Annotated in this window: 15 protein-coding genes; 8 read left to right on the forward strand and 7 right to left on the reverse strand. The window is 47.7% G+C overall.

Features of this window, described 5'->3' with window-relative positions:
• Positions 1 to 30: 30 nt before the first annotated feature.
• A complete protein-coding gene (locus WG89_RS11550) occupies positions 31 to 2,391 on the reverse strand; it encodes a hypothetical protein (RefSeq protein ID WP_062265932.1) in 2,361 nt (786 codons plus the stop codon).
• Positions 2,392 to 2,645: 254 nt separating this feature from the next.
• A complete protein-coding gene (locus WG89_RS11555; RefSeq protein WP_062265936.1) occupies positions 2,646 to 3,155 on the reverse strand; it encodes a dihydrofolate reductase in 510 nt (169 codons plus the stop codon).
• A gap of 133 nt (positions 3,156 to 3,288) precedes the next feature.
• Here WG89_RS11555 and WG89_RS11560 point away from each other — a divergent pair, with 133 nt between their 5' ends.
• On the forward strand, positions 3,289 to 8,562 hold the full coding sequence (locus WG89_RS11560) for a hypothetical protein (protein WP_062265939.1): 5,274 nt from the start codon (positions 3,289 to 3,291) through the stop codon (positions 8,560 to 8,562).
• Between the two features lie 24 nt (positions 8,563 to 8,586).
• On the forward strand, positions 8,587 to 12,006 hold the full coding sequence (locus WG89_RS11565) for a class I SAM-dependent methyltransferase (RefSeq protein ID WP_062265942.1): 3,420 nt from the start codon (positions 8,587 to 8,589) through the stop codon (positions 12,004 to 12,006).
• Positions 12,007 to 12,015: 9 nt separating this feature from the next.
• Here WG89_RS11565 and thiI read toward each other — a convergent pair whose 3' ends face one another.
• The gene (gene thiI / locus WG89_RS11570) at positions 12,016 to 13,476 is read right to left on the reverse strand and encodes a tRNA uracil 4-sulfurtransferase ThiI (RefSeq protein WP_062266027.1); all 1,461 of its coding nucleotides are present in this window, start codon (positions 13,474 to 13,476) and stop codon (positions 12,016 to 12,018) included.
• 573 nt (positions 13,477 to 14,049) lie between these two features.
• Between thiI and glnA the strand changes: the two genes are divergently transcribed.
• The 6 genes from glnA (at position 14,050) to WG89_RS11605 (ending at position 20,728) form a co-directional block, all read left to right on the forward strand.
• A complete protein-coding gene (gene glnA, locus WG89_RS11575) occupies positions 14,050 to 15,453 on the forward strand; it encodes a glutamate--ammonia ligase (RefSeq protein WP_062265945.1) in 1,404 nt (467 codons plus the stop codon).
• A 413-nt stretch (positions 15,454 to 15,866) separates the two neighbouring features.
• Positions 15,867 to 16,412, forward strand: coding sequence for a DUF4124 domain-containing protein (locus WG89_RS11580; RefSeq protein WP_079253801.1), 546 nt, complete (start codon positions 15,867 to 15,869; stop codon positions 16,410 to 16,412).
• A gap of 265 nt (positions 16,413 to 16,677) precedes the next feature.
• A complete protein-coding gene (gene glnL / locus WG89_RS11585) occupies positions 16,678 to 17,784 on the forward strand; it encodes a nitrogen regulation protein NR(II) (protein ID WP_062265950.1) in 1,107 nt (368 codons plus the stop codon).
• A complete protein-coding gene (gene ntrC / locus WG89_RS11590) occupies positions 17,784 to 19,211 on the forward strand; it encodes a nitrogen regulation protein NR(I) (RefSeq protein WP_062265953.1) in 1,428 nt (475 codons plus the stop codon). Before glnL ends, ntrC begins: the two co-directional genes overlap by 1 nt.
• Positions 19,212 to 19,377: 166 nt before the next feature.
• Entirely contained in the window at positions 19,378 to 19,902 is a 525-nt protein-coding gene (locus WG89_RS11600) for a hypothetical protein (RefSeq protein ID WP_153301550.1), read from the forward strand.
• Between the two features lie 130 nt (positions 19,903 to 20,032).
• Positions 20,033 to 20,728: a fimbrial biogenesis chaperone gene (locus tag WG89_RS11605; RefSeq protein ID WP_062265962.1), complete on the forward strand. Its 696-nt coding sequence runs from the start codon at positions 20,033 to 20,035 to the stop codon at positions 20,726 to 20,728.
• A 1-nt stretch (position 20,729) separates the two neighbouring features.
• Here WG89_RS11605 and WG89_RS11610 read toward each other — a convergent pair whose 3' ends face one another.
• The 4 genes from WG89_RS11610 to WG89_RS11625 all read right to left on the reverse strand — a co-directional run bounded on the left by WG89_RS11610 (position 20,730) and on the right by WG89_RS11625 (position 26,294).
• Entirely contained in the window at positions 20,730 to 21,632 is a 903-nt protein-coding gene (locus WG89_RS11610; RefSeq protein ID WP_062265965.1) for a hypothetical protein, read from the reverse strand.
• A gap of 25 nt (positions 21,633 to 21,657) precedes the next feature.
• On the reverse strand, positions 21,658 to 22,620 hold the full coding sequence (locus tag WG89_RS11615) for a hypothetical protein (protein ID WP_062265968.1): 963 nt from the start codon (positions 22,618 to 22,620) through the stop codon (positions 21,658 to 21,660).
• Positions 22,621 to 22,688: 68 nt separating this feature from the next.
• Entirely contained in the window at positions 22,689 to 23,741 is a 1,053-nt protein-coding gene (locus tag WG89_RS11620) for a hypothetical protein (RefSeq protein WP_062265970.1), read from the reverse strand.
• Between the two features lie 63 nt (positions 23,742 to 23,804).
• The gene (locus tag WG89_RS11625; protein ID WP_079253802.1) at positions 23,805 to 26,294 is read right to left on the reverse strand and encodes a TcfC E-set like domain-containing protein; all 2,490 of its coding nucleotides are present in this window, start codon (positions 26,292 to 26,294) and stop codon (positions 23,805 to 23,807) included.
• Positions 26,295 to 26,350 lie beyond the last annotated feature (56 nt).

Here is a 26,350-nt window from a genome sequence, read left to right on the forward strand (position 1 = left end):
AAATACTACAAACTCTAAATACTTTATTAATTAAAGAGCGCTTTGTGGTGGAATGATCTTTCCCATTTCCTGATCCCAGAGTCCCGTTTTAGTGATAACACTATCATAGTATTTACCAATAGCACCCATCATCATTTCAGAAATAATTTGATGATGATATTGTCGTCTTAGAATCAAGACAGCGGCTTCTTTATTATCCAAACGAGCAAAAGCAGGTGATGTAGGGTCAATTTCTCGTAATGTATCCTTAAGTCTGACCTCTTCCATAATATCCTTATGAGAATCATGCAGCTTTAAAATACGATCAACAAAGTCTTCCAAGTCATCCTTTGCCAATCTTCTCATGGTATTCATTTCTTCACGACCGGTTCTTTCTCTTTGTCCGTACCAGTCCCAGGTTAAGTTTTTTCCGGCTTTCCTGCCTGCTATATGCTCAAACCGTTCCTTATTTATCCTCTGGTTGTAACGATTTACAAACAGGTCAGCCAGGAAGAAAAAACCAAAAATAATCAATCCATCTACTGAAGGCCTTGGTAGATAGGGTGAAATTTCAATCTTGGGTACACCTTCTACAGCATGCCACCCAACTTTAAAGCCATGCACCATTGTTGATTTGGCAGCACCTTTCAACCAACCTTTGATATAACTCCTTACACCGTTCTTGGCCAGAATCAACGCGCTGGCTACTCTATTTGCGTGGGTATTGAAGCGAGACCTTTCCTCTTCAGTCAATTCAATATCAGGCATCTCTTCTTCCAGCGCTTTTTCCAGTTCTTCAACAGCTTCTGAAGAAGAGGTTGAATCTTCCCCTTTAAAATCCGAAGTCATTTGTGGAAATACTTTTTGCAACCACCCCGTTTGTCTGGTTTTAAAATGGTATGACTTACCAATCACTCTTGGATCATTGGCAGCATCATTAAATAAGCGTTCTCTTTCATCAGGATCCATATTTTTGAATTTACAGTTCCATAGTTCATTGAGAACGGGTTCCCACTCTTTATCCATTCTCTCGACATCACTGACTGAGGCGGTATAAAAGCGCTTGTAGAGTTTAAAAGCTTCTTTCAGGTTCCCTCTTCGGTAAAGATATCGCGCTTTACCTTCTTCCAGACGAATCACAGCCTCAAGGTGTGTTTCGTCTTCTCTCATTTCAAGTCGTGTCAGGGCATCCTTTTCCAGCTCAGAATAAGCATTAAAAATTCTTGTCAGCGTTTCATGACTGCAGATGTACCTCAGGCTCTTAAGGAAAGTTCTGAACTTCTCGTCATCTATTTCTGAAAGGACACCCAGATCATTCACATCCAGCTTATAATCTGCCGAGCACTCCGCTCTCTGTAGCGCCCTGACCGCGCGGGTCATACGTATCATCTCTGTACCACCACTCCAGATACCACACCAGGCAATGTAACTGAACAGACTGATTGCAGCGCCAATACCTCCGGTTACCAATCCTGTCAGTACTGCACTGACCACCATGGCAAAGGTGTTCAACGTAAAATCCCTTTTGTTTCTCAGGAAATATCGTTTGATTCGATTTCGAGTATCTGTATTTTTAAGCTTTATACCGCCGCCTTTGTCTACCACATTCTGGATATGAGCTTTATCTACCTCATCCAAAACGTAGCGAGTAGCACCAGGCTTTTCGAGCCCTGGAGGTGTTGCCGCTGGATTTGCAGGGTCAACAGGTCTACTGCTGCCTACATCAGGCTGGTCTGGTGAGCTTGCTTCAGGGGTGAATCGCCAGCGCAGTTCGTTCTTGATCTCCAGAATACGTTCAAAAGTGATATCAGAGTCTTTAGATAACCCAACTTTTCCAGCCAGTTCATTGATAGCTGTTACTGCAATATCAGCATTAACGCGATAGTCTCGCATAACGCCCTGTATCAGATCAGGAACGAGTGCCCGTCTTAAGAAACCCACTGGAAGATCACGATCTTCAGACAGATACATGTAAGTCAATTCAACGGTTGAGCAGGATACTGTTTTTCTGACTTCTGAAAGCAGTCGATTACTGATTTTTTCACTGCCTCCTGACAGTACCAGCTTCATTTGATGTCCTTGCTTCTCCTCATTCAAAACACAAACACGGTGGTAGGCCATGGCACAGGCTATGTGATAATCATGGAGACTTCGCTGAATGGGAGAGGAATGCTCAACATGAACCTCATGTCGGAAAGCATCATAAACCCTGAGAGCCTTCGCTGCGGAAAGATTTCTACCAAAGATTCGCTTGAAGAAAGAGCCTATTCCGCTGAAAACTGAGACAATACGGCCCTGCCACCGACCATAATCAATCTGACCCAGCCTGGAATCTTCTGAAGCTGCAGAGGCTTTCTGTTGCCCTACAGTTGAGAGAGAAGAACCTCTTCGGTTCCGAACCTCTGGTGGCATGTCTCTCAATCCCTGAGATAAAAAAGGTGTTGGTCCAAGGCGTTCATTTTTATTCGATAAAGAGATTAAAAATATTAATTAAATATTTGATTCGAATAAAAAAATACGAAAGCAACAATATTTAAAATATAGCTGCCCAATAGCTATCGAATTGAAAGAAAGAAAAGAACTTCTTCAGAATATGTAAAGCCAGCTTGAACAAGCTGGCTTGGAAGTATCACATTACGGTTGTCATAACCCTATAGAGACAACGATCAAGAACGCTTTCTATCCAGAACCTGGTAACTGAATTCCAGAGCCTGCTCGTCTTCAGACACCTGATCTTCACGGGCAGTAACCTCCCAGTCACTGTCATTGATTTCAGGAAAGAAAGCATCGCCATCAAAAGACTTGAAGACTTTGGTCAAATAAAGACGGTCAGCCCTGTCCAGAGCCTGACGATAAATCTGCTCACCGCCAATCACCATAATTTCTTCATTACCATTGATCATCGCCACGTCTTCCGCCAAAGAAATGGCATCTTCCAGACTGTGAACAACCTTTACCCCGTCATGGTACCACTTTTCGTCACGGGTAATGACGATATTCGTCCGACCCGGTAAAGGTTTACGCAGAGAGTCAAACGTCTTCCGCCCCATAATGATGGGCTTACCCATGGTGACAGCCTTGAAGTAACGCAGATCTCCAGGCAGATACCAGGGCATTTTGTTATTGATGCCAATGGCATGGTTTTCCGCGACAGCGGCAATCATGGCAATTTTCATAGAGTCGCTAATGCATTGAGGTAATCCAGATCAGCAGCCATTGTCGGCCATTTGTCCCACACTCACAAGGTCTCTTAAATCCATCAACTAGGGTTTGTCTATAACTGCACATTAATATAAGAGGGATCTTTAGATGTTACCTTCAGGCCAGGACCCGTTCAGCCAGCTACAACAGCTTGCTCATATTGTTCAAAGCAAGATCACTTCAAAAAAAGGGCATGAAGCTATCGGGCTGGATGCCAATCATAAACCTGTTGATGAAGGATCCTTCGAAGCAGAACCTCAGTCTTACACAAGCTGGGCGACCGGAGGATACTGGGACACCCGAAGTGTAAAAACCTTTGATGATGCTGCAGCCCTGGTCATGCCATTACTGCAACAATGTGCCCGAGTAGCCAACGAACAATCCAGAGTCCCGGTTACCGTTATTACCGGACGCAAGATGTCAGCCATATCGATTATGGATGAAATCAAAAAGCTGATGGACAGTGACTGGGGCAGGCTTCAGCAGGTCAAGAGAGATGTTTCTCAGTTTATGTCGGGGCTGAGACAATTTGATGAGCTTGGCAGCTTTACTCTTCCCGATGGGGCCGTTACCCGAGGTCTGGAAAATAAGCAGACATACGAAGCTGAGACCCAGAGAGTCGATCAGAAGTTAGCGACTATCGCCAACAAGGCATCACCTGAATATAAAACATGGTCAGCTTATCGTGACTACCTCGATAACATGCACTACCAGGAGCGTATCCGCCTTAAAATTCAGCGTTCTGTACAGGGTCATGCAGGAGCCGCTAAAGACAGACCCGCCTTCAGGAGAGCATTAAAAGAGCTTTCTAACGACTGTGATCTGGGTAAGTTAGCCAGCCAAACGACTCTTGAAGGTAAGCCCAGAAACCCATTATCAGTAACCGTCTCTAACCGCTTATTAAACAGCTTGGGAGATGCGGCAACGGACCCTATTCCTTTGCCAAGAAAAACGGGGACTACAACACCAGAACAGAGTTTGACGTTTGCCAGACAATCCCTCTCCATTCTGATTCATAACTACAGTGATAAAAAAGTGGCCTTGCGTGGGCCATTATTGGCGTCCATGGCTGAGGAAGCCAGGAAAAACGTGGTCACTGCTCTTCAGGAATGTGCCGCTCCAACGGCAGTAAAGCTTCAAATGGTTCAGTCCCTTCACACTGAGTTTGGTGAAGAGTTCAAACGTATTCAGAAATTCGGGATAACCCGTGACTTTGACCCACTGGTACAGGAGCTTGCCGGCCTTAAAAACCGCTGGACACAGAAGGCCAGACAGGAAAAGGAAGAAGAGGTACAACACGCTCAAGCTCTGGAAGAAGCCACTCCACCACCCGCTCTGCCTCCCAAACGATCTAAAACCCGAGCTCAAGAAGGTCAGAAGCCGAAAGAAGTTACACCCTTAAGACCCCTTGAGCCTGAGAATTATGACTGGATTGCTAAACCACTGTGGAACCAGATACGCCACGATATGGATACTGCCAACCTGGGCGCCGCATCACAGCAACAATGGCATACCAATTTCCAGGGGGCTCTTAAAGGTGCTTCACCCGGCACCCTGAAGAGGGCAAAGGATAAGGTTCTGGAGGATATTCGCCAGAAAATAGGAGGTCAGCCTCAGTATCAGGACTACGCAGGTCCAGTTCTGACACTCCTTGCCCGCCTTGATCAGCAAGATTTTCAGGCAGAAAAAATACGCCCTGCTGCTGTCACTGAAGAGTTACCTAGCCTGGAAGACGTTACAAAATCCCTTACTGCTCTGCCAAGACTTGAGCATGCAGCATTCAGCAGGGAGCTTTATGCTCAGATCGGTGGTGACCTTACTGCTAACAAGACAGGTCAGACAGAACAAACTGTCTGGTACCAGTCTATTCACCAATATCTGAAGACTATACCGGCTGATCAACAGCAGGCAGCGCTCGACACAATCGTCAGTCATATCGAAAAAGAAATGGCCATAAGTCGTGCTGGTGTTTCTGAAGATCAAAGAAAGCTGGTTCTGGATGTACTCAAGCAGGGAATCAACCCCAAACTTCAACTCTCAACTGCACCTGGTTTGTCAGCAGCATCGGTTCAATACACGCCTCCAGTCGTTCCTCAAAAACCTTTGGAAGATCCTACAGACTTTGCCGTGCGCCTCTATCAGAAAATGTCTGAAGACCTGAATGCTGTTGACACTCAATACCAGGATAGCGGGCAACAATGGCATGGCATGCTGCACCAATATCTGACGACTCTGCCAGAAACAGAAAGAGTCGGTGCTCTTGAGCTTACAAAAGCGGTTGTTGGCTTTCAACTGGAAGACCAATATGGTCACCGGGACAACTTTGCAAGCCTCCAGAGGGACTTTCAACAGGTTTGTGATCAGGCTCTGAAAGCCAGGTTTGAGAAGGCCACCACACCTAAAGCTACTGCGGCCACTGCCCAGGCAGTGACAGAAGAGGATAAAAAAGCCACTGAACAGTTTGTATCCGGTTTCTACCAAAAACTGTCTAAGGCTCTTTCTCCTGCCCTGGCGCCAGAAACTCAGAAGGAATGGCATCAGGAACTTTCAGCGTATCTTCAGACGCAACCTGCCCAGGCCCATCAGATTCTGATACAACTCAGGCAAAAAATAGAATTTGAGTTAAATCTGGATGTTGCCAATCACGATCAATACATACCGGTGCTCAACAACCTGCTTGATCAGGCTGGCAGTCAGCATTTTCAGCCTCTAGCCCAGACACTGCCAACTGCGCCGGTAGCTGCCACACCAGCTCCAGTTCCACAATTAGACTTTCCCAAAGTGGCTGGAGAGCTTCTGGACTATATTCGCCCTCAACTCAGAGCTGGCGAAACTGGAGATCAGTATCAAAATGAGTGGGCACGCAGACTCAGTACACAACTTCGCACCTTACCCGTTGCCCAGAGAGAGGCTGCGGGCTTTACTCTGATTCAAGAAGTCAGCAATGCCCTGACTCTGGCCAACATGGATCAGCATACGCCGGTGGTCATTCAGGCCTTCTTCAATGGAATCAGTGGGCAATTCAAGAACGAGCCGCTGGTTGCTGCCGTGCCTGCAACAGTTAAACCAACGACGCCTTCATCTGTTGGGCCACTGCCGCAAGCCACCCCTCAAGTTGCAGCCAAGCCCAAAGAAAAAGCTCCTGCAGTCCCCGTTAAAGATCCAACATTGATCATCGAAGAAGCCATACAGAAACTTCCAGGCAAGCTGCCCGGTGTTTCATTAATCGAAGCCAGACCATTCCTCAAAGCTTACTATCAGATAGTGTTTCTCTCGACAGTCGATAATTACGATCTGATTGCTGCCAACCGTCTCAAACGACAGCTGGAAGCTCACTTCAGAACCACTCGACAGGGTGGAGGCTTCAACACCTTTGAATACAATGTTATGCAGGAAGTTGTTCAGGAATACATTGCCGGAAATTCTGCAGCCGACGTTCGGGCCGTTCTGACGCTCACCGATGAAAACACCACACCAGGCCGCTTTAACATGCTTAGAGCCATTCTCCACAGAGCTCTGCAGAATGGTATTATCCGAAATGAGTTCGTTGTCGGAGATCCTCAGGACCAGGTAAAACAGGAGCAGGTTGAGCTGCTGGAATGGATTGACAATGCGCCAGGCCTTGTTGCCAAACTGGGACTGCCTCAGGTGAACAGAGGCCGGGGCAGAGTAGACGCCACACTCAATACCATGAAAGACAACATCCGGTTTGATGTTCAGACAGAAATTGCCAATGCCGTAGAGTTCAATCAATCCGTAGGCAGTCTCGCAACAATAAATGTTGCAGATATAGCCAATAAAATCGCTCGAAATGAACGCCTGACCCGGGCCGAACTGAATACTATTGTTGTAGCCAGAAAAGCCCTGCTGGATATTCAACTCGGCGTTGGACGACGCTGGCATTCATCCGTGCTATCCCGTCCTGAATACTGGACCAAGCCCCAGGAACATCAGACTTACCTCAAAATGCTCGAAATTGATCAGCTACGCAGTCCGGAGATATTCCAGGCTCAAAGAGAATGGATTGTGAATGAGCACAAGTCTGCAGTAAGACACCCAAAAGTGGTGATCGAAGGGGGTGGCCCTATTGGCTTGATGTCGGCTATCAGTCAATTTGAGGTAGGCGGCAATGTTAAAGTACTGGAAAAGCGGAAGTTCGACTTCCAGCGTGCCCAGATTCTGCGACTGGATCCCATCTGGATCGGTATGCTGAAGTTTTATCTGGGTGAGAAATTCTATGAGCTGTTCCGCATTCCAGAGCACCCTGATACGCACAATGCCAGAGGTTTCATTGGTAAGGACTCCTTTGGTGGCCTGACGACCCGGGTTCTGGAAGCAGCACTTCTGGAAGAACTGCAAACGTTGACCCAGATGGCTCCCAGTAGAGATGCCCTGGAACCTATCGAGCAGTGTGAGCTCACCCGTATAGAAGACCCTAACGACAATCATGAAGGCTTTACTGTCCATGCTAAAACATCCGATGGAGAACAACGCTTTACAGACGACGTTGAAGTGGTGATTTGTGCCGGGGGTAAAGGCAGTTCAACCCGAAACCGGTATCTGCCATCCAAAGTGGTCACTAATGAAGAGTATTACGGAGTCTGCACCTGGGAAGGTGCCGATGTCCAAACTGATGAATTTGGACACTTTGATGACTTCCGCCAGATGGTGGTTTGTGACCGGAAATTCAGAGATGAGTTTGCACGACAACTGAATGATAATGATTCAAACCGACTCCTTCGGGAAATGTCTCCCAAGGGACAAGCTGCTGCTCAAAAGATTATTGGCCCGGCTAACCGGACCTTCACCACCCTGTCTGGTCGCATTGCTGGAACTCCTCTACAGACCCGCTGTTTTGAGAACAAAGAGCAGTTCTATATAGGGATGGAGATACCCTCACAGATCAAGGACTACCTTGCCGATGCACAAAGAGTTCTGCTGGCAGATGGCGCTACAGAGGATGATGTTAGAAAGTTACAGTTCCTGATCCGAACCGCCTGGTTCCAAACGGTTGCCAACTCCTATGGGGTTGATGAAAAACTCAATGCCAGAAAAGGTGCCATCAACAAAAAATTCGCCGCCACTTTCTCTGTTGCCCAGGACCGAACCGAAGACAACGTTGTCTATAAAGGTGGCAAGCGTCCCTTGATGATCACCGCTGCCGGTGATGCTGCTGCAAGCCCTCACTTTATGAGTGGTACAGGACTGACCAGCGGACGCCAGCATATTCTGGATGACAAAGCCTACACCAAACTTCTGGCAACAGGTGCTTCTCACATTGTTATGGAGACAGAAGCCGACGATCTCAGAGACAAGTCCGACAGGACTGCCGTCTTCGCCATAAGTCGGGGTAGTCCTTTCCTCCAGCCCCTCAATAATTGATTCAGGACGCATGGAAGCAAAGTAATGAATCCGGATTTCAGTCAGTTCAACCAGTTAAAAAGCATCTATCACCGGGCTGAGTCATTGGCCCAAAAAAACCAGGGACACACTCGACTGGGAATTCATACTGACCATCAGATTGTCTCGGAAGATGAGTTTGAGCCAGAGCCACAGTCTACATTAAGCTCCTGGACTCTGGGTTACATGGATTACAGGACCGTGAAGACCTTTGATGATGCCTCACGGAACCTGAAAGAAACTCTTGAATCATGCACGACTGCTGCCCGTGACTTCTCAGGTATGTCAGTGTCTGTTCTGCTTACACCAAACATGTCCAGCCAGGCCATCTCCCAGGAAGGCCGAAAACTGGTTGAAAGTGAGTGGGGGCAATTCCAGGACTTACATAAATCCGTGGTCGACTTTCTTCAGCAACTTGATCAGCTCACTCCTGCCGACGATCAGGATGCTCACACTGAAGAGACTCTGAACTATTTCAAGAATAAAATGCTGATCAGCTTCAACGAAAAGTTGAAGAGTGTAAAAAACCCCAGGGTTTTCAGGTCAAAAGTAGCTGCGCTAGCCAGAGAACTGAATCATTTGGGAGCACCCGTAGAGGGTGGCTCAAAAGTCAGGGAGACACTGGTCAACCGTCTTCTTAATGGGCTACATGACCTGGCCATTGAACCAACAGCCATTCCGGCTGTTCCCGCTGATACAGGCTTAAGTGACCGAATGGGTTGTGCCCTTGAGATTGTCAGGGCAACCAGCGAATCCTTCGACCATGGCATGAGAGGCCAGCAGATTCGAACCCATGCCCAGAAAGCTGCGGCACAACTCGAGAAAGTGCTGAAAGGCTGTGAGATTAAGGACAGAGAAAAGCTGGTACTGCTGTCAGCTCTGGACGGTCAGCTCACTGAACTCTCTCGCCGAAACAGAAACCTGGCACTTGATAACCAGGCCATGGATCCATTGATCAGGACTATTAACGCAGCCAGACACCTGATCAAGACTGAAACCGATGAAACGGATTCTCAACCCACTTCTCTGAGTCATGACGTCCATGTACTCATCGAAAAATCGACATCAGCTCCCGATGATGCAATAGACCTCTCTGAAGTTGCAAAGCAATCTGAGCAGTTTTTGAAAGAAAAGCTCAGTAGCCTGACAGAAGAAGAAACGGTCACTGTGTTGTCCGATCTGACAGGTGATTTGCTCACCACCTTACCCAACCAGTCCCCAATGACTCAACGGGCAACGAAACTGGTATTAAAAACAGCGGAAGCATTAACACCGAAAAAAACCGAGTCCGAACTGGCCAGAAAACTGCCTCACCAGGACTTTGCTGAAACTTTGTCGCGTAAAATTGTTTTTGATTGCTCACGAGGTCACACCGGAAGAAATCATCAACGACAATGGTTTGAATCACTTAATGAGTACCTGAAAGGTTATCCTGACAACGAACACCCTGAAGTAGCAGGCCATGTACTCAAACGCGCTGAAGCAGCACTGAGATCTGCTGTGACACCCGAGAAACAGGCAGCTTTGGATAACTGGGATGAGGTTAAAGCAGCTCTGGAATTACCCCCAAAAGCCCGTCCAAAGCTGGCAGCCCGGGAGCTCCCTGTTCATTTAGACACACCGGATGACTTGCTAAGGCGCGAACCAACTCCTCCCACTCATTTGGCTACTGCGCAAGGCGTTTCCCGAAAAGCCACCCGGGATGATGAAACAATCTTCACAAATCTCTGGGCACAAATTAACAAGGACATCAGCGATAACAGGGCAGGACCTGACGAGCAAAAAGTCTGGTTCGATCTACTGAATGACTATCTGCAGCAGTTTGATGAGGCCACTCGTTATGAAATCTTTGGGCTGGCCCAGGCTCAAATCCAGATACAAATGAATGAGCAGGCAGAAAGGTACCCTACTTTTGCCAACCAACTTGAAACCGTTGACTCAGCCCTCTTAATGACACTGACAGGTCACTTCCAACCTGTACCAAGTTCATCTACACCAGGATTATCTATTCCACTTGAAGCCCAGGTTCTTCAAGTAAAGCCCACTGTAAAACCGGTGTCGCCCATTCAGAGCTCAGATCATCAAGCGTTAGTGGGTGCACTGTTCCGACAAATAAAAGGTCATTTGCTGACTCAGGGTGCCACTCCTGAGAGCCAGTCCCAATGGCATCAGGCATTGGCCGGGCATCTATATGACTTTGATGACAGTCAACGACCCGCGATCGTTCAGCATGTTGTGGAAAGTGTGCAAGCCCAATTAACGGTAGAGGCGGGAGAGCATGACGAATTAAAAGCGTTTTTACCGATGGTAGAAGAGGTTTTACAGCAAGGCATCAGTCTGGACTTCAAACCTGTAGATCCACCAGCGCACTCTGTCATTAGACAAGAACCAGTCTCTGTAGAGAGCACAATTCTACCAGAGCATATGATTCCTGAAGCTTCACCAGTGGCACCCTTAGTTCCAACGTCCAAAACAAAAACACAGAAGGCCACTACTGAATGGCCTTCATTTAACGGACATCAGCTCGGTCTTCAGGCAGGTATTCTCTTTGAAACCCCCAGACACCTTCTGGTAGGAATGGATGAAAGGGGAAACCTGACTTTCAACGAACAGTTAACCCCTGAAGTCGAAGCCCAGATTGCCAGCCTGCAAAAAGGCATGGAAGCTTTTCTCATACAGCAGATTTTTCCTGCTGCGGGCCCTTCCATGGACTATGAAAGAAGAAACAGATTAAACCTTCCAGCTCAACCAGAGCAATGCACCGTCGCAAAGCTTCAGGAAATAATCGGAATCATTGCCGGCAATCCTCTGGCTATTAATATGCTGACAGTAGAGCCTCCTTCAGAAGATGTTCGTAGACGTTTTGAACAGTGTGAAGGCAAAGCCATGGTGATTGGCTGTGGAGCCGCGCATGAAGGTCATAAGGAACTGCATCCTGCAAAAACCACGTTTACTGCAGATCTTAATGCCAGCATGCTGCCAGACCTTCATGGCGATGTCAGCACCATGATCCATATGCTTCCGGATAAAGAACAGTTTTCAACGGTTTATTTTGAACATATTAATGGCATTGTTTTTTCAGACCCGGATCAGATGGTGGCCACTTTGAAGAAGTGCCATTCACTGCTGAAACCAGGCGGTATTATGATTATCGTTTCCGGAGCCTATGACCTGACCAAGAAAACACAACAGGGCGACGTACGACATATTATGGTTGAAAGCCTGACTGCAGCAGGCTTCAACGACTTTAAATACGGCAGGCAGGATGAGGTCAAAGAAGCTTTCAGAATGCTTAAGCAGCACGAAGATGTTTTCCCTCAAATCACGGCCGCATGGGATCAAGTGAAAGGTACCGATGCGATACCTGTCAGTGAAGATGCCATGCATTATCTGGGAATCGTGATGGTTGCCCTGAAAAAGAAATAACTGCAGTCGTTATTTTTTCCCTGGATTGTAAACACCTACATTCTCATGCCCTTCATCACGAAGGTGCATGGCGTGCAGCTGACTCATCACCCCTTTTTCACAGTACAACAGATAGTGTTTTTCTTTATTCAGCTCAGAGAACTTTGTCCTGAGCTGATAGAAAGGAATCGTCAGTACTTCACGGTCTGCCAGACTAAAGGGTTTAATTTCTTCTTCATCCGGGTGGCGGATATCAATAACAATGTCGTTTTGTTCCGTAGTCTCAACCACTTCAACTTCTTCACGAGTTAAATCATCAGCAATGATGTCAGACACGGAAACCTTACGACGATCTGCAATTGCAGCATCCAGAACAGAGAAATCAAAACGGGCTTCTTCCGCTTCAATTTTTTCCGGCTTGGCTTTGGTGGTCGGATTCTTTGAAATCACTGCACAGTACTCAGGAATATTTTTTACAAATTCCTCGGTACCGATCTTTGCAGATATATCGATGATGTCCTGCTTGTCCATGGCAATAAGCGGACGCAGCACAAGATGATCCGTTGCTGAGTCAATCACCGCAAGATTGGTGAGAGTCTGACTGGAAACCTGAGCAACAGCTTCCCCCGTCACTACCGCTTCAACGTACATCTCTTTGGCCACCTGAGTGGCTGCTCTCAGCATCATGCGCTTCAGAATAACGCCCATCTGGGAGTTATCTACTTTGGTGAGGATCTCTTCAACCACTCCTTCAAAAGGAACTGTCACGAAATTAACATTGTGCGAGGAGCCAAAGCGGTTCCAGAGATAATAGGCTACCTCTTTTACGGCCAGCTCATGGGCATGACCACCCAGATTGAAGAAACAGAAATGAGTTCTGATCCCTCTTTTCATGGTCAGGAAGCTGGAAACCGTTGAGTCAAAACCACCGGAAATGAGCGACAGCACAGGCTCCATTGAACCCAATGGATAGCCTCCCAGGCCGCTCCCACGATTAGTCACCAGAAAGTAGCGATCGCCCTTGATCTCAACTTTGACGACAATGTCAGGATTCTTGAGCTTCACACCAGCCGCTTCAGTGCGAGTGTTCAAACCGCCACCCACATATCGCTCAACATCAATAGACTGGAAGTCATGCTTACCTGAACGCTGACAAGTCACCCGGAAGGTTTTTCCAGCAAGAAGCTCACGGTTAACTTCCAGAGCTTTGTCCAGAATATCGTCCTGATCTATCAGAGGATACTCAACCACCTGCTGCCAATAGGCAATGCCGGGAATATGGCTGAGCAGATCCGACACCTGTTTAACCAGTACCGGATCATCATGACTGGTGGCCAGCTCAATAAAATCCCAGGCGCCTGCCACCTCAACGTTTTCATCGACCCGCTTGAGAACGATGCGAATATTCTTGCGCAGCTGTTTAATAAAACGCTTTCTCACCGGAGGCGTTTTGATCGTAATTTCAGGAAACAGCTTGATGATGAACTTCATAGAATTGTATTCCCGGTGCCCTGCCATCGGAAAATCGCAGAGAACCCGGTCCAGATGCCAGTAAGGGTAATAAGAAACGAATCCCGACAATTATACAGAATAGTCAGGAACACCGGTAATCCTGACTCATTTCGGAGACAGCCAACTTAAAGCCCCAGTAAAGACCGCGGGATCGTTAGTAGTCCCTGCAGTTTCACGCTACACTGGGCACCGCCTGCAGATGGTTCCATGGATATACAACAGGCTAATGCACCAAAGCGAGACGACAGATTTATTCTGCGCACCAATTTTGTGCATTCAATAGGTTCGATTGGATTCTTTTCGGTGCAGCCACCCACATTCCGCTTATACTCAGGCACGGTCAGGCTGCAGAACTGAGCAAAATCAACCGGTTTTCGATACTGGCATAGCAATTGCTTATACGGTTTCGGCACAGTCGCCAATGCGGCACATTACTAAATGTTGATAAACCGCCATACCCGATGTAAAAGGCAAAGAGTAGGAGTACTCTGGCCTCACAATCGACCTGCGGTGCTCACAACGCGAGCTATAAGTCCTTTGGAGGAATAATAAATGTCCAAGACCCTGAACTTGATCAAGGATCACGATGTAAAATGGGTTGACCTTCGCTTTACTGATACCCGCGGTAAAGAGCAGCACGTTTCCCTGCCTGTCAGCGAAGTGGATGCTGAGTTCTTCGAGCTGGGTAAAATGTTCGATGGTTCCTCCATTGCTGGCTGGAAAGGCATCAACGAATCCGACATGATCCTGATGCCAGATGACAGCAGCTCTGTTATCGACCCTTTCACTGACGAAACCACCCTGAACATTCGTTGCGACATCATTGAGCCTACCACCATGCAAGGCTATGAGCGTGACCCACGTTCTGTTGCCAAGCGCGCTGAAGAGTACCTGAAGTCTACCGGTATTGCTGACACTGCTTTCTTTGGTCCAGAGCCAGAGTTCTTCGTATTTGACGACGTTAAGTGGAACGTAGACATCTCCGGTGCTTCTTACCAGATCAATTCTGAAGAAGCGGCCTGGTCTTCCAACAAGTCTTTTGAAGGTGGCAACACCGGTCACCGTCCTAAGGTTAAAGGCGGCTACTTCCCTGTACCTCCAGTAGATTCCCTGCACGACATCCGTGCTGCCATGTGTACAGCTATGGAAGCTCAGGGTCTGGGTGTTGAAGTACACCACCACGAAGTAGGTACTGCTGGTCAGTGTGAAATTGGCGTTAAATTCAACACCATGGTTGCGAAGGCTGACGAAGTTCAGATCCTGAAGTACGCTGTTCACAATGTTGCTCACGCTTATGGCAAAACCGCTACGTTCATGCCCAAGCCTCTGGTAGGCGACAACGGTAGTGGCATGCACGTTCACATGTCTCTGAGCAAAGACGGCGAAAACCTGTTTGCCGGTGACGGCTATGCCGGTCTGAGCGAAAACGCTCTGTACTACATTGGTGGTGTAATCAAGCACGCTAAAGCCATCAACGCTTTTGCCAACGCTTCTACCAACTCATACAAGCGTCTGATCCCAGGCTTTGAAGCACCTGTTATGCTGGCTTACTCTGCCCGTAACCGTTCTGCTTCCATCCGTATTCCATACGTGAACAGCCCTAAGGCTCGTCGTGTTGAAGTACGCTTCCCTGATCCAACAGCTAACCCATACCTGGCGTTTGCAGCTCTGCTGATGGCTGGCCTGGACGGTATTAAGAACAAGATCCACCCTGGCGATGCTGCTGACAAGGATCTGTACGACCTGCCAGCTGAAGAAGCGGCTGAAATCCCGACCGTTGCTGAAAGCTTCGAAGAAGCTCTGGCTGCTCTGGATGCCGATCGTGAGTTCCTGACAGCCGGTGGCGTATTCACTGACGACATGATCGATGCTTACATCGGCCTGAAGAAAGAAGAGTGCGTACAGGTGAGTCAGACTACTCACCCAGCTGAATTCGACCTGTACTACAGCGTATAAGCTGCACGACAGGAACCTCCTGTCACTGAAGCTTTATAGCTAATCTTAAAACCGGAGTGTCTATCCCCATAGCACTCCGGTTGTTATTTGAGCCTCATATTTTTGTGACGCATATCTCAACTGCCCCCCTTTCCTGACAACCACATAATCCCAGCAAACGCCCTACAGCTTCCATTCATCGCCAGATAGATGCAAAGGCACTTGCAGTAAAGTAACCTAGGAGGCTGACCGAGAATAGACAGCCCGGCCTAAAGTCCAGAAAGATCGGCCATATTTTCCGTTGAATTTGCTTAAATAGGTCAACTATTCGCACAAATTCAACGAAAAATCTGGCTCGATCTACTGAACTTTATGCTCGGGCGCTATTCTCGGTCAGCCTCCTAGAGCCATTCCGGAATCAGCCGTAGATCATTATGAAAACAATAATATTGACCTTATTGCTTACTCTGCCAGTGCTTTCCCAGGCCACAGAGATTTATAAGACCGTCGACAAAAATGGCAATGTCACCTTTACAGACAGCCCTGGCGCCAATAAAAAAGCCGAGCCTGTGACGCTTACCCCGATCACCGTAATTCCAGCTACGCAAAGCTCCAGCCAGCCATCGATCAATCCGGTGGATAATCATAAAGAAGACATCTATTCCAGTTTCACCATTACCGAGCCTGCCAATGACTCAACCATCAGAGATAATGGTAACTTCTCTGTTAAGGTCAAACTCCGACCCAGCCTGGCAATAGACCACACGCTCTCACTTTCACTGGATGGTACCCAACAGGGTAAACCCCAGAGAAATCCAACTTTTAAACTGGAAAATGTCGACCGAGGCACTCATAAGCTATCCGTTGCCATTCTCGACCGTAACGGCAAGACACTGAAAACCACAAACAGCACAGTCCACGTTCAGCGTACTGTTTTCAGACCGCCCACTCCGGCGCCAGCCCCTACTCCTGCCCCCTGAAAAACCAAATGCACCATTCTGGTGCATTTAATCAAACTGACTTATAATTCTAACCTTCTTAACGGCTCTTCAGATCATAGTGATGCAAAAGAGGTCACGTTCTGAAAGAGGTTGACAACAATTGGTTCAATTCTTGCGTTCAGTTTGAAAAAACACTTTAAAGTAACGGGAAGCCTTCTGCCGTCTGGGTGAGCAGCACAATCGCTCCAGCAGCCGAAGAGCACTATGAGCTAAGAAAAACAACCACTTATCCAGGTGTCAGCCGGTGATCAATGCATTTGTACTGGAAAATCTCAACACGGCCATCATTGCTCTGGACAGCGCACTTCGTGTTTCCTACATGAACCATGCTGCAGAAGCGTTGCTGGATATCAGCGAAAAAAGCGGACTGCAGCTGCCGCTTCCTCAAATTCTTGAGCATGGCTCCATGATCAAGGACTTGCAGCGCGCGCTTGAGCAAAACCAGCAATTCACTCGCCGAGAATCAGAAATCGTCATTCACGGTACTCCGGTGCTGGCAGATTACACTATTACCCCACTAGAAAATCTTGAAGCCAGTATGTTGATTGAGATCCATCCAAGAGATCGATTACAACGCATCACCCGGGAAGAGTCCCTGATCGCCAAACAGGAAACCTCGCGCATTCTGGCCCGAGGCCTGGCCCATGAAATCAAGAATCCCCTTGGGGGAATAAGAGGTGCTGCCCAGTTACTGGACAAACAACTTGATGACGAAGAGCTCAGTGAATTTACCCAGATCATAATTGAAGAAGCAGACCGCTTAAGAGACCTTGCGGATCAAATGCTGGGGCCTATCAAGCCTCCCAGTATGAACAACCTGAATATTCATGAAGTGCTGGAGAGAGTCATACAGTTGCTGCATGCCGAAACCGGTGGCCAGCTGAGCATCGACAAAGACTATGACCCCAGTATTCCCGATCTGCCTGCGGACCGTGAACGCTTGATTCAGGCAATACTTAACCTTGTCCGGAATGCTATGCAGGCAATTGAACAGCACATGCCTCTCAGTGACGGCAAGATTACTATCCAAAGCCGTATATCAAGACAGTTCACCATAGGTAATCAGAAACGAAGACTCGTTTGTCACCTGTCAGTTATTGATAACGGTCCGGGCATTCCGGAACATCTGAAAGAAAATATTTTCTACCCCATGATCAGTGGCAGAGCCGAGGGAACAGGATTGGGACTACCCATGGCCCAATACATTATCAGTCAGCATCAGGGGTTAATTGAGTGCGACAGCAAACCCGGTCAAACCTGCTTTCACGTCTATTTGCCGCTTACCGTTGAGGAGCCTTCACAGCCGTCATACAGCAAGCAGTTTTCAGCAGATACAAACAGGAGTGAGTAATGAGTATGGATTCTAAAGTCTGGATTATTGATGATGACCGTTCTATTCGCTGGGTGCTGGAAAAGGCATTAGCCGGTGAACAGATCGAAGTAGATGCCTTTGATTCCGCCGACAAGGCTTTACGAGAGCTGGACTACAGCCAGCCTGAAGCCATTATCAGTGATGTCAGAATGCCTGGCACCAATGGCCTGGAGTTTCTGAAAGAAGTTCATGAAACCTACCCTGACCTGCCGGTCATTATCATGACCGCGCACTCCGATCTTGAAAGTGCCGTCTCCTCTTACCAGGGAGGCGCATTTGAGTATCTGCCCAAACCTTTTGATATTGACGATGCCGTATCTCTGGCGAAAAGAGCCATTGAGCACAGCAAGCAAAAGAAAACCGAACAAGTTATTGAAGCGGTAGATAATGGCACAGAGATTATTGGTGAAGCACCTGCCATGCAGGAAGTCTTCAGAGCTATAGGAAGACTGTCACAGTCCAATATCACAGTCCTTATTAACGGTGAGTCAGGCACAGGCAAAGAGCTGGTTGCACGTGCTCTGCATAAACACAGCCCCAGAGCCAGCAACCCCTTTATTGCCTTGAACATGGCAGCCATCCCCAGGGATCTGATTGAATCAGAACTGTTTGGTCATGAGAAAGGTGCGTTCACCGGTGCAGGCGCCATGCGTAAAGGCCGCTTTGAGCAAGCTCAAAACGGTACTTTATTTCTCGATGAAATAGGCGACATGCCAGCAGAAACTCAGACCCGCTTGCTCCGGGTTCTGGCCGATGGAGAGTTCTACCGTGTCGGAGGCCATACACCGGTAAAAGTCGATGTTCGTATTATTGCCGCGACTCACCAGAATCTGGAAAAGCTGGTTGAAGAAGGTTCTTTCCGGGAAGACCTTTTCCATCGTCTCAATGTTATCCGGGTTCACCTGCCAAAGCTCCGCGAAAGATCAGAAGATATTCCTGTGCTTGCCAGACACTTCCTGGATAAAGCCGCCACCGAATTAAATGTAGAGCCCAAGGTACTCACTCAGGAGACAGCTCGATTCATTGCCAGTCTGGACTGGCCTGGCAATGTCAGACAGTTGGAAAACACCTGTCGCTGGTTAACCGTTATGGCCTCTGGTCGTGAGGTATTGATTTCAGATTTACCCCCTGAGCTTCTGAGTCAGCCTGACAGTGGCCCGGTCACACTACAGCCAGGAAACTGGGAGCAGCAGCTTCGCTTGTGGGCTGACAGAGAACTGGCTGCTGGTCATAGCAGCATTCTCGACAAAGCCGTGCCTGTCTTTGAAAAAATCATGATTGAATCCGCCCTCCAACATACCGGTGGCCGAAAGCGCGATGCTTCAGAGCTGCTAGGCTGGGGACGTAACACCCTGACCCGTAAAATGAAAGAACTGCAGATGTCCGACAAAGCTTTGACAGAATAGCCTTAACCTCTCTCAGAGGGTGTCGTATTCGTGACAGAAAACACCCTCTGAGCATTCAGAACCGCCCGAATATCTTCCCCTGAGCCCTGATTTATTGTCCTGCCAAACAGGCCTCTGAGGATTTCTATACTCCATTTAATAACACCAGAAAAGACGTAGGTGTCATATGGATATCCCAGCAATGGTTTGCAGAGCATTAATGATCTCTGCACTTTCTCTGATCAGTTTTTCAACTTATTCTGCCCAACAGGGGAATATTGGAAAAACCTCCTCAGGCTCTTTCAGTATTCGTCTGGTCATACAGCCCAATCTGCAGACTTCTATAGCAACACAGTCTTTTCAACAAGCAGGCGGTTTTACCTCTACAGTCGCCAAGTTCAATCAGCTTGAGCCACTTTGCATCAAAGGTACTGGCATCAATCAGTACTCCGTTGCAACAGAAGGTTCTGGCAGTAATGGCTCCTACTCTTTATCCAACGGCAGCCGCTCTTATGACTATGAAGTTGACCTCTGGTCTTCTAACCAGAACGCCTCGAGCCTGGCCAGCGGCCAAAACAGTGACCTGATCAACACCATCCCTCGAAATACGGATTGTGACACGTCTGATACCGGCTTCATGGTCAAGATACCAAGCGCTGCAGCCCAACAACCCTTGGAAGGAACACTGAGATTCACTATCAGCGCCGAATAAGGTGGTTTACCAAGAACGATAGTACCCATAAAATGGAAGCCATAGACCATTACCTGATGTTCATGGTGATGACAAAAAAGAGATCACTCTAGTGACTGGACCACATTATAAAAACACAAGGGGTAAACGGATGAGGTCATGGCTTAAACTCTGTCTTTTCCCTGCTTCACTGGCTATGGCACTCAACGCCCATGCAGCCATGTCTCTGGACAAAATGATTGTCTATTTTGAGCCCGACAAATCCCCCCGACAGGATATTGTTGTCACCAATCCGGATCAGGAAAACCTGTACCTGCAGACTGAAGTTTACAAAGTAGTAAACCCCGGTACTGAACAGGAAGAAAGAGTTCGAGTCACCGATCCTTCTGAGCTGAAGCTGCTCAGCACGCCACAAAAAGCCATTGTTGCACCCAACAGCCGTAAGACAGTTCGCCTGGTCAGCCTGGAAACACCTAAAAAAGTAGAGTCGGTTTACAGGGTCACTTTCAAACCCGTAGTAGGGGATCTGGAAGCTACACAAAACGCTATCAAACTATTGATTGCCTATCAGACACTGGTCTTTGTTCGCCCCCAGAACCCGGAATATAAAGTGACCGCCAAGCGTGAGAAAGACTCAATAACCTTCACCAACAGCGGCAACATTAACGTAGTTTTACGCAATGGTCAGTTCTGCTCTGGCGAAGACAGTAAACGCAAATGTACAGAAATTGACGACATCAAACGACTGTATGCAGGACAGAGCTGGACATTAAAAATACCCAGCAGCAAAACCAAAGTTGAATACGGGCTGTTTAATGGCAGCACCGAAGAAAGGAAGACTTTCTGAATCACTGAACAGACACAGTCACCGTTACAGTATCTTTATAGACACCTGGCTGAAGCCCTGAGAGCTCCGATGAAGGTACTGTAACTTCAAGATCCATGTTAGAGCCACCACCACAATATTGTTGAGTAGAACCACTCCATGGCTGACCATCGACGCCTGGTGTAAGTAACTCCATACTGCCACCCTGACCCACTTTTAATTGATAACCCACCTGACCTGAAAGAAGAAAGGCGTTATTGGCTCCAGTAGCTCTAAGGGTGAAGTCTGCGCCGCTCTGGGTATAAACACAGAAATTCATCCCCCCTTGCAGGCTTTGATCGCTGAGTGCTATATCTTTCAAACCACTGACCTGAATACGATCAGGGATTGTCAGATCATAAATAATATCGCTAAAGGCGGTATAAGGTATCAAACCACCCGACTCCATCCCCTTGAGCCTCAATACTGCTTGATAATCCCCAGGCTGACGTCCCTGCAAATCTGCCGTATATATCTTTACCGAGACATTCCCGGTTACCTGCTGCCAGTTGCCCGGATTCAATAGCGTTGTACTGGTATCAGGAATCGTGCTGCCATCCTTAATCAGCAATGAATTGGCACCCTGTTGGTAAGTCACTCTGGACATTTCAATGGAAGGAGCCCCCTCCCATGATATAAATTCAAACTCCGTAGCTTCGAGTGTGTATTCTTCAACCTGCTGAAACCAGCCACAGGAAAACCAGCCAGAGCCAATACTGGTTCCACGGCAAGACTGCAACTGAATGGGCAGATCAATATTTATATCGCCACCCGTCCATGTCACGGCTGGAGCCGTATAGAGCTGCTGACCAAAAACAAAAAAAGCTGAAGCTGTGTTACTCAATGTCAGTGCGAGTACCGCTAACATCCCTCTGACAGACACCATAAGAAAACAAATTCCTTTCTTATATTTATTGAGCCCACACTGTAACAGTCATGGTGTCGCTGTAAACACCCGAATCGAGATTGTTGAGCGCTCCCTGCCTGATCCTCACCATAAAGGTCATATTGTCCTGACCACCACAATCCTGCTGAGTGCTGGCAGTCCAGACTCTGTTTCTATGTCCCTGCCTACGATACGTCAGCCAGTTTTCACTGGGGGTTCTAACCCTCATACGATAATCAACGCAATCTGATGAATTAACACACTGTCCCTGCTTACTGAGCATGAAGTTGTCCCCTGAATTACTGCTCCCGTCAAAATCAATAGCCACTCCGCCAGTATTGCTGAAGACACAGACACCAAACTGGGCATCCAGGTTATTACCGGAAAGGTCTTTAGCATCAAGAGATACATCTTCAAGACCTGAAATTTGCACCAGTTCAGGAACAACAATAGGAATGGTCACCAGAATGCTATCCAGATGGAGAGTCCCATACATATCTTCACCGGCGATATAAAAGCTGAAGTTGTATGTACCGGCTGGAAGCTGCTTCAGACGATTCTGATTAAAGGTAAAAGTAAACGACCCGGTCTCAGTGCCATTCGTGGTGGTCTGAAAAAATGAGTTAGAGTTATTGGAATGAGTCCACTGACCGGGGGTCAGACTTCCACTGTTTGCCTGCTGACTGTATTGGGCACTGATCAGAAACTCGGACAACTCATCTGCAGGGTATTGAAGAGGTTCTGTGCCGCCCGTAATGGGACTCTGCCTTCCGGGGTTAGAATCCGAGAGAGCCAATCGATAGTCCTGACCTATACAGCCCGAATTACAATAAGCACTAAAGGAAACCGTAAAGTTGTAGGTGGGGTTGGCATTTCCTGCAGAGACGAAAAGTGGATCAGCTACATAACCGAAGAAATCAAAGAAGGCTCTGGACTCTGACGAAAAGAGTACAAGTGCCGCAAAAAACACCTTGGTAAAATACTTCAACTTCTACAACCTTGGGCCTTTAAACTACAGGCTTTCTTATAATTAACCTTTCCCAGCTACTCACTTGTCTACAAGGGGATGACGGTTAACTGTACCGTATCTCGATATATTCCTGAAGGTTTACTGGACATATTTTGTGCAGGAATATTGATTCTGAATTTCATGTTACCCGCAGAGCCCTGACAATCCTGACTGAAAGCGCCGGCCCAGTTATTCCCTGAAACATATGTACTTTCAACCAGATCAGTCCAGTTGTTATTGCCGCTGTTCACTGGAATGGTTTCGATGCCATACTCAATAAAACTGTTGCCATTCTTCAGGGCAAAAACGCCCTGCCCATGAGTACTTTCTCCCATTAACTCAAAAGCCTCGCCACCCAGGTTGAAAACACAGTAACTCTGATCCATGGACTGAACGTTATTCACACCATCAAAATTCAATTCAACATCATTAAGGCCGCTGATCATGATCGATGGCTTCACTTGCAGGGTAACCAGAAAACTTTTGGAAACCGTCAGGTTGTTACTTTGCGCTGTCACCGTAAACTGGCTTTGGTATTGCCCTGCTCTGGCATTTTGAAGAATGTCTGCCTTGGTGACCTCAGCAAGAATGCTCAACTCATTCTTTCTACAGACTTCGTACTCATCAAGCCCCTGCACTGTGTTAAACGCAGTCCAATTTGAAAAGTTCACATTCGCTGTGGCATCACCTTGAACACCTTTGAGTGTCAACTTAACCGGTAGACCTGCTCCACCTTGACCCTGGGGCTGAAGAACAAACTGCCCGGCAAGCTGTGGCCCGGTAATCTGCACCTGATAGTCATAGAGTGTTCGAGCTGGATTGTATTGCCAGCGAGGAACGGAATAAGAAATTATGCAAAACAGCCTGCCATCCTGAGCAGCTACCGTAGAGCCACTGACCAGCTGCTCTCCACCCCACTCACCCATATCAAGATCAAATAAACGCTTCAGTTTCAGCCAGTAATGATCATGATAATCCGTTCGATCATCGCAATTGGCATCCGCTTGAGCACAGTCTCCATCACTATGGGAATTATGATGTCCGGACGCAGCGCCGGACACTAAGAAAAACAGCAAGAGCAGGTAACTGACCCTGAACACAGCAAGACTCCATTCTTGTTATTATGAGTTCAAATGCTGGCCTGTCCTGATAATGCTTCCTGCTCAGGAGTCGTCTCGTTTACCGATAGCCAGCTGACCTTCCAGTTCAGGAACACAATCGGATTCAGCCAAATCCAGGGTTCCCATTCTTAGAATATATTTTTCTTCATCGGCCTCAACCGGCACACTGCATTGCCAGCCATTCTCAAGTTCAATTCGCAGCTCGTTAATGTCAGAACGGGCTTCGATCTGGAACATACCAATATCATCGGTACTGGAGGGATAAAGTCCTCCGGTAATTCGAGCACGATCCAAAGGCTCACCATTTACCAGCAAGCGTCCAAAAAGAAGCTGCAGTGGAATCGCTTCATAATCCAGCGTCATAACGTTGCCCGGATAAAGCGTAAAGCGCCGTTCACGCTCATCAAAACTGTAGAGCGTATCTCCTGAAGGCGACAGGGTTACGGTATATTCTTCAAATGGCGTGAGAGGAATAACGGAAGGTCTGCCCGCTACAGCATATCCTCGTCTCTGACCATCGATCTTCACATCAAAAACATCACCTGTGCGTCCATCCAGATTGACCACCAGAGCGCTTTCGGCTCTCTGCTCGCCCCCCATGGCCACCACGTTACCATCGGTCAGGAAGCTGGTGCTGAAGCTGCCGTTATAGTTAGTAACCTGATTTGCATCCGTTGAACTGTGGTTAACATTCAATGCGGCCCTGCCGAACCGGTTGCCGTATTGCACAGCACCATCGAGTCTGCGCTCACCACTGCCTATTTCAGCAGAGACACTGGAAGTCAGTTGACCGTCGTAAAGATCGCCATCATCCCAAGAGGCTGAAAGCCTCATTTTTTCTGTTTTGTCTTTGTTGCCATTGTTGTTCTGAACTTCTGCCCGAGGGTTAACCCGGAAATTCCAGCGATCCTGACGGAATCGCCACTCAAAGCTCAACAGCGCAACGGAGTTACCTTCCGACTCACTGAAACTGAAAGTGACATTTGTATCGTAATCCAGTGTTCTGAAAACGTTAGCCGTATAACTCACTCCGTGGGTTTCTGTTCTGCCGTCATTGTTGTTTCTATTGCTACTGAAGCGGTAATTGGCGCTTCCTCTCCAGAGTGGGGCTGAAACAGAAAAACTGCTTTGCTCAAAAGCATCACCGATCAATGATGGACGGTCGGCATTCTCAACTTCTGTATCGTCTCTCCATAGCCGACGATAACTACCATTCAGAGAGACATCACCCAACCAGGTTCTGCCTGTCAGGGTCATACCATAGCTACCGTTATCCGACACCATAACTGAAGGCGACAACTCATATCGATATCCCAGATTATAAATACCCAGTTCAAGCAGTGAGGTATCCAAAGTGGCTGCAGCCGATAATGTCCCCGCCATGGTATCGAAAATTCTTCTGCTTACACCGGCACGGGATAACCATTGCTCAGTACTTTGTGGCAAAGCACCGTCAAACACAGAAGTCATTACACGACCGGTTTCGGCGAAGAACTGCCACTCACCTTCTGGTGGCAGCTGATACTGCTTGGCAAAGAATCGAGATTCCTGAGATTGCAAGTTACCCTGCTCGTCCAGAATACGGATTTCGATATCGTAGGCACCACTGGGAAAAGTTGTAGTATCCAAAGCCTGAAGACCGGCTTCATGAAAATAAGACGCGATCAGTCGTCCGTCCCGCCGGATCTCTACCCGTCCACGCAATGGCATAAATATTTCAACAGGCATACCACCGCTGAAATCGGTGTCGTTTCGGGTGTTATCAGAACTCTGAAAACGTGCGCCTACCAGCGGCTGGTCAGAAGTAAAGTTAAGGCCAAAGCCCTGACTGGATAACAGACCCAGGTTGTACTCAAAACCTTCATACTCCCGTTGACCAAAAAGCTGATTCACAGAAAAATGCTGCGACTTGGAGTAATCCCAGCTCCAAAGCACACTGTTTTCATAATAAGAAAGCAGTGTCAGGCCGTTCAGGGTGTAATCATTTTCTGCATTATCTTCCGAGCTCCCCGTGGCCGCCGCAGAAAAGTTCTGCATCATGGCAAAACCCGCATCAGAAGGGGGTAAATATTTTCTAACGTCGGCGGCACGGGTTAATAGAAAGCGGGGATTAACAAAGATATCTACCCGAAATTTGGACTCATCAAAAATCACTCCAGCAACAGGAGGATTAAGAACACCGCAATCATTGGAGACATTAGGCGGACAGATAGACTCGGCATGAGTATTCAGCTCACCGGATAAAGCAGTATTCAAAAAAGAAGGGTCATTCACCGAGCCAATAAGGCGAACCACTTCATCGACATTTGAAAGGGAAATCTTACCGGGTTGAAAGGTAGCCAGCTGAGACGTTAAATAGCGATTGCCGTAATAGATATCTACCAGCGACTGCTGAGGCTCACTGAGTGTTTCAAAACCTTCAGGGACTTTATTTTGGGCAAGAAAAAGCGGCTGACTGGCCACGGCTTTGGAAAGAACAAAAACCATGGGCAATGCAACACATAAAATGTCAATGCATTTCCGCCTAGTCATGACCCGGAAAAATCCTTTTTGTTACTGCTCAGATTCTTATACCGTGGGTTGGCCCA

It is taken from the genome of Endozoicomonas arenosclerae (genome assembly GCF_001562015.1).
Lineage (GTDB): Bacteria > Pseudomonadota > Gammaproteobacteria > Pseudomonadales > Endozoicomonadaceae > Endozoicomonas_A > Endozoicomonas_A arenosclerae.

Bases quoted from the DNA above. Each gene is read 5' to 3' on its own strand.
- WG89_RS11550 (WP_062265932.1), bottom strand. From the start codon at position 2,391: ATGCCACCAGAGGTTCGGAACCGAAGAGGTTCTTCTCTCTCAACTGTA.
- WG89_RS11555 (WP_062265936.1), bottom strand. From the start codon at position 3,155: ATGAAAATTGCCATGATTGCCGCTGTCGCGGAAAACCATGCCATTGGC.
- WG89_RS11560 (WP_062265939.1), top strand. From the start codon at position 3,289: ATGTTACCTTCAGGCCAGGACCCGTTCAGCCAGCTACAACAGCTTGCT.
- WG89_RS11565 (WP_062265942.1), top strand. From the start codon at position 8,587: ATGAATCCGGATTTCAGTCAGTTCAACCAGTTAAAAAGCATCTATCAC.
- thiI (WP_062266027.1), bottom strand. From the start codon at position 13,476: ATGAAGTTCATCATCAAGCTGTTTCCTGAAATTACGATCAAAACGCCT.
- glnA (WP_062265945.1), top strand. From the start codon at position 14,050: ATGTCCAAGACCCTGAACTTGATCAAGGATCACGATGTAAAATGGGTT.
- WG89_RS11580 (WP_079253801.1), top strand. From the start codon at position 15,867: ATGAAAACAATAATATTGACCTTATTGCTTACTCTGCCAGTGCTTTCC.
- ntrC (WP_062265953.1), top strand. From the start codon at position 17,784: ATGAGTATGGATTCTAAAGTCTGGATTATTGATGATGACCGTTCTATT.
- WG89_RS11600 (WP_153301550.1), top strand. From the start codon at position 19,378: ATGGATATCCCAGCAATGGTTTGCAGAGCATTAATGATCTCTGCACTT.
- WG89_RS11605 (WP_062265962.1), top strand. From the start codon at position 20,033: ATGAGGTCATGGCTTAAACTCTGTCTTTTCCCTGCTTCACTGGCTATG.
- WG89_RS11610 (WP_062265965.1), bottom strand. From the start codon at position 21,632: ATGGTGTCTGTCAGAGGGATGTTAGCGGTACTCGCACTGACATTGAGT.
- WG89_RS11625 (WP_079253802.1), bottom strand. From the start codon at position 26,294: ATGACTAGGCGGAAATGCATTGACATTTTATGTGTTGCATTGCCCATG.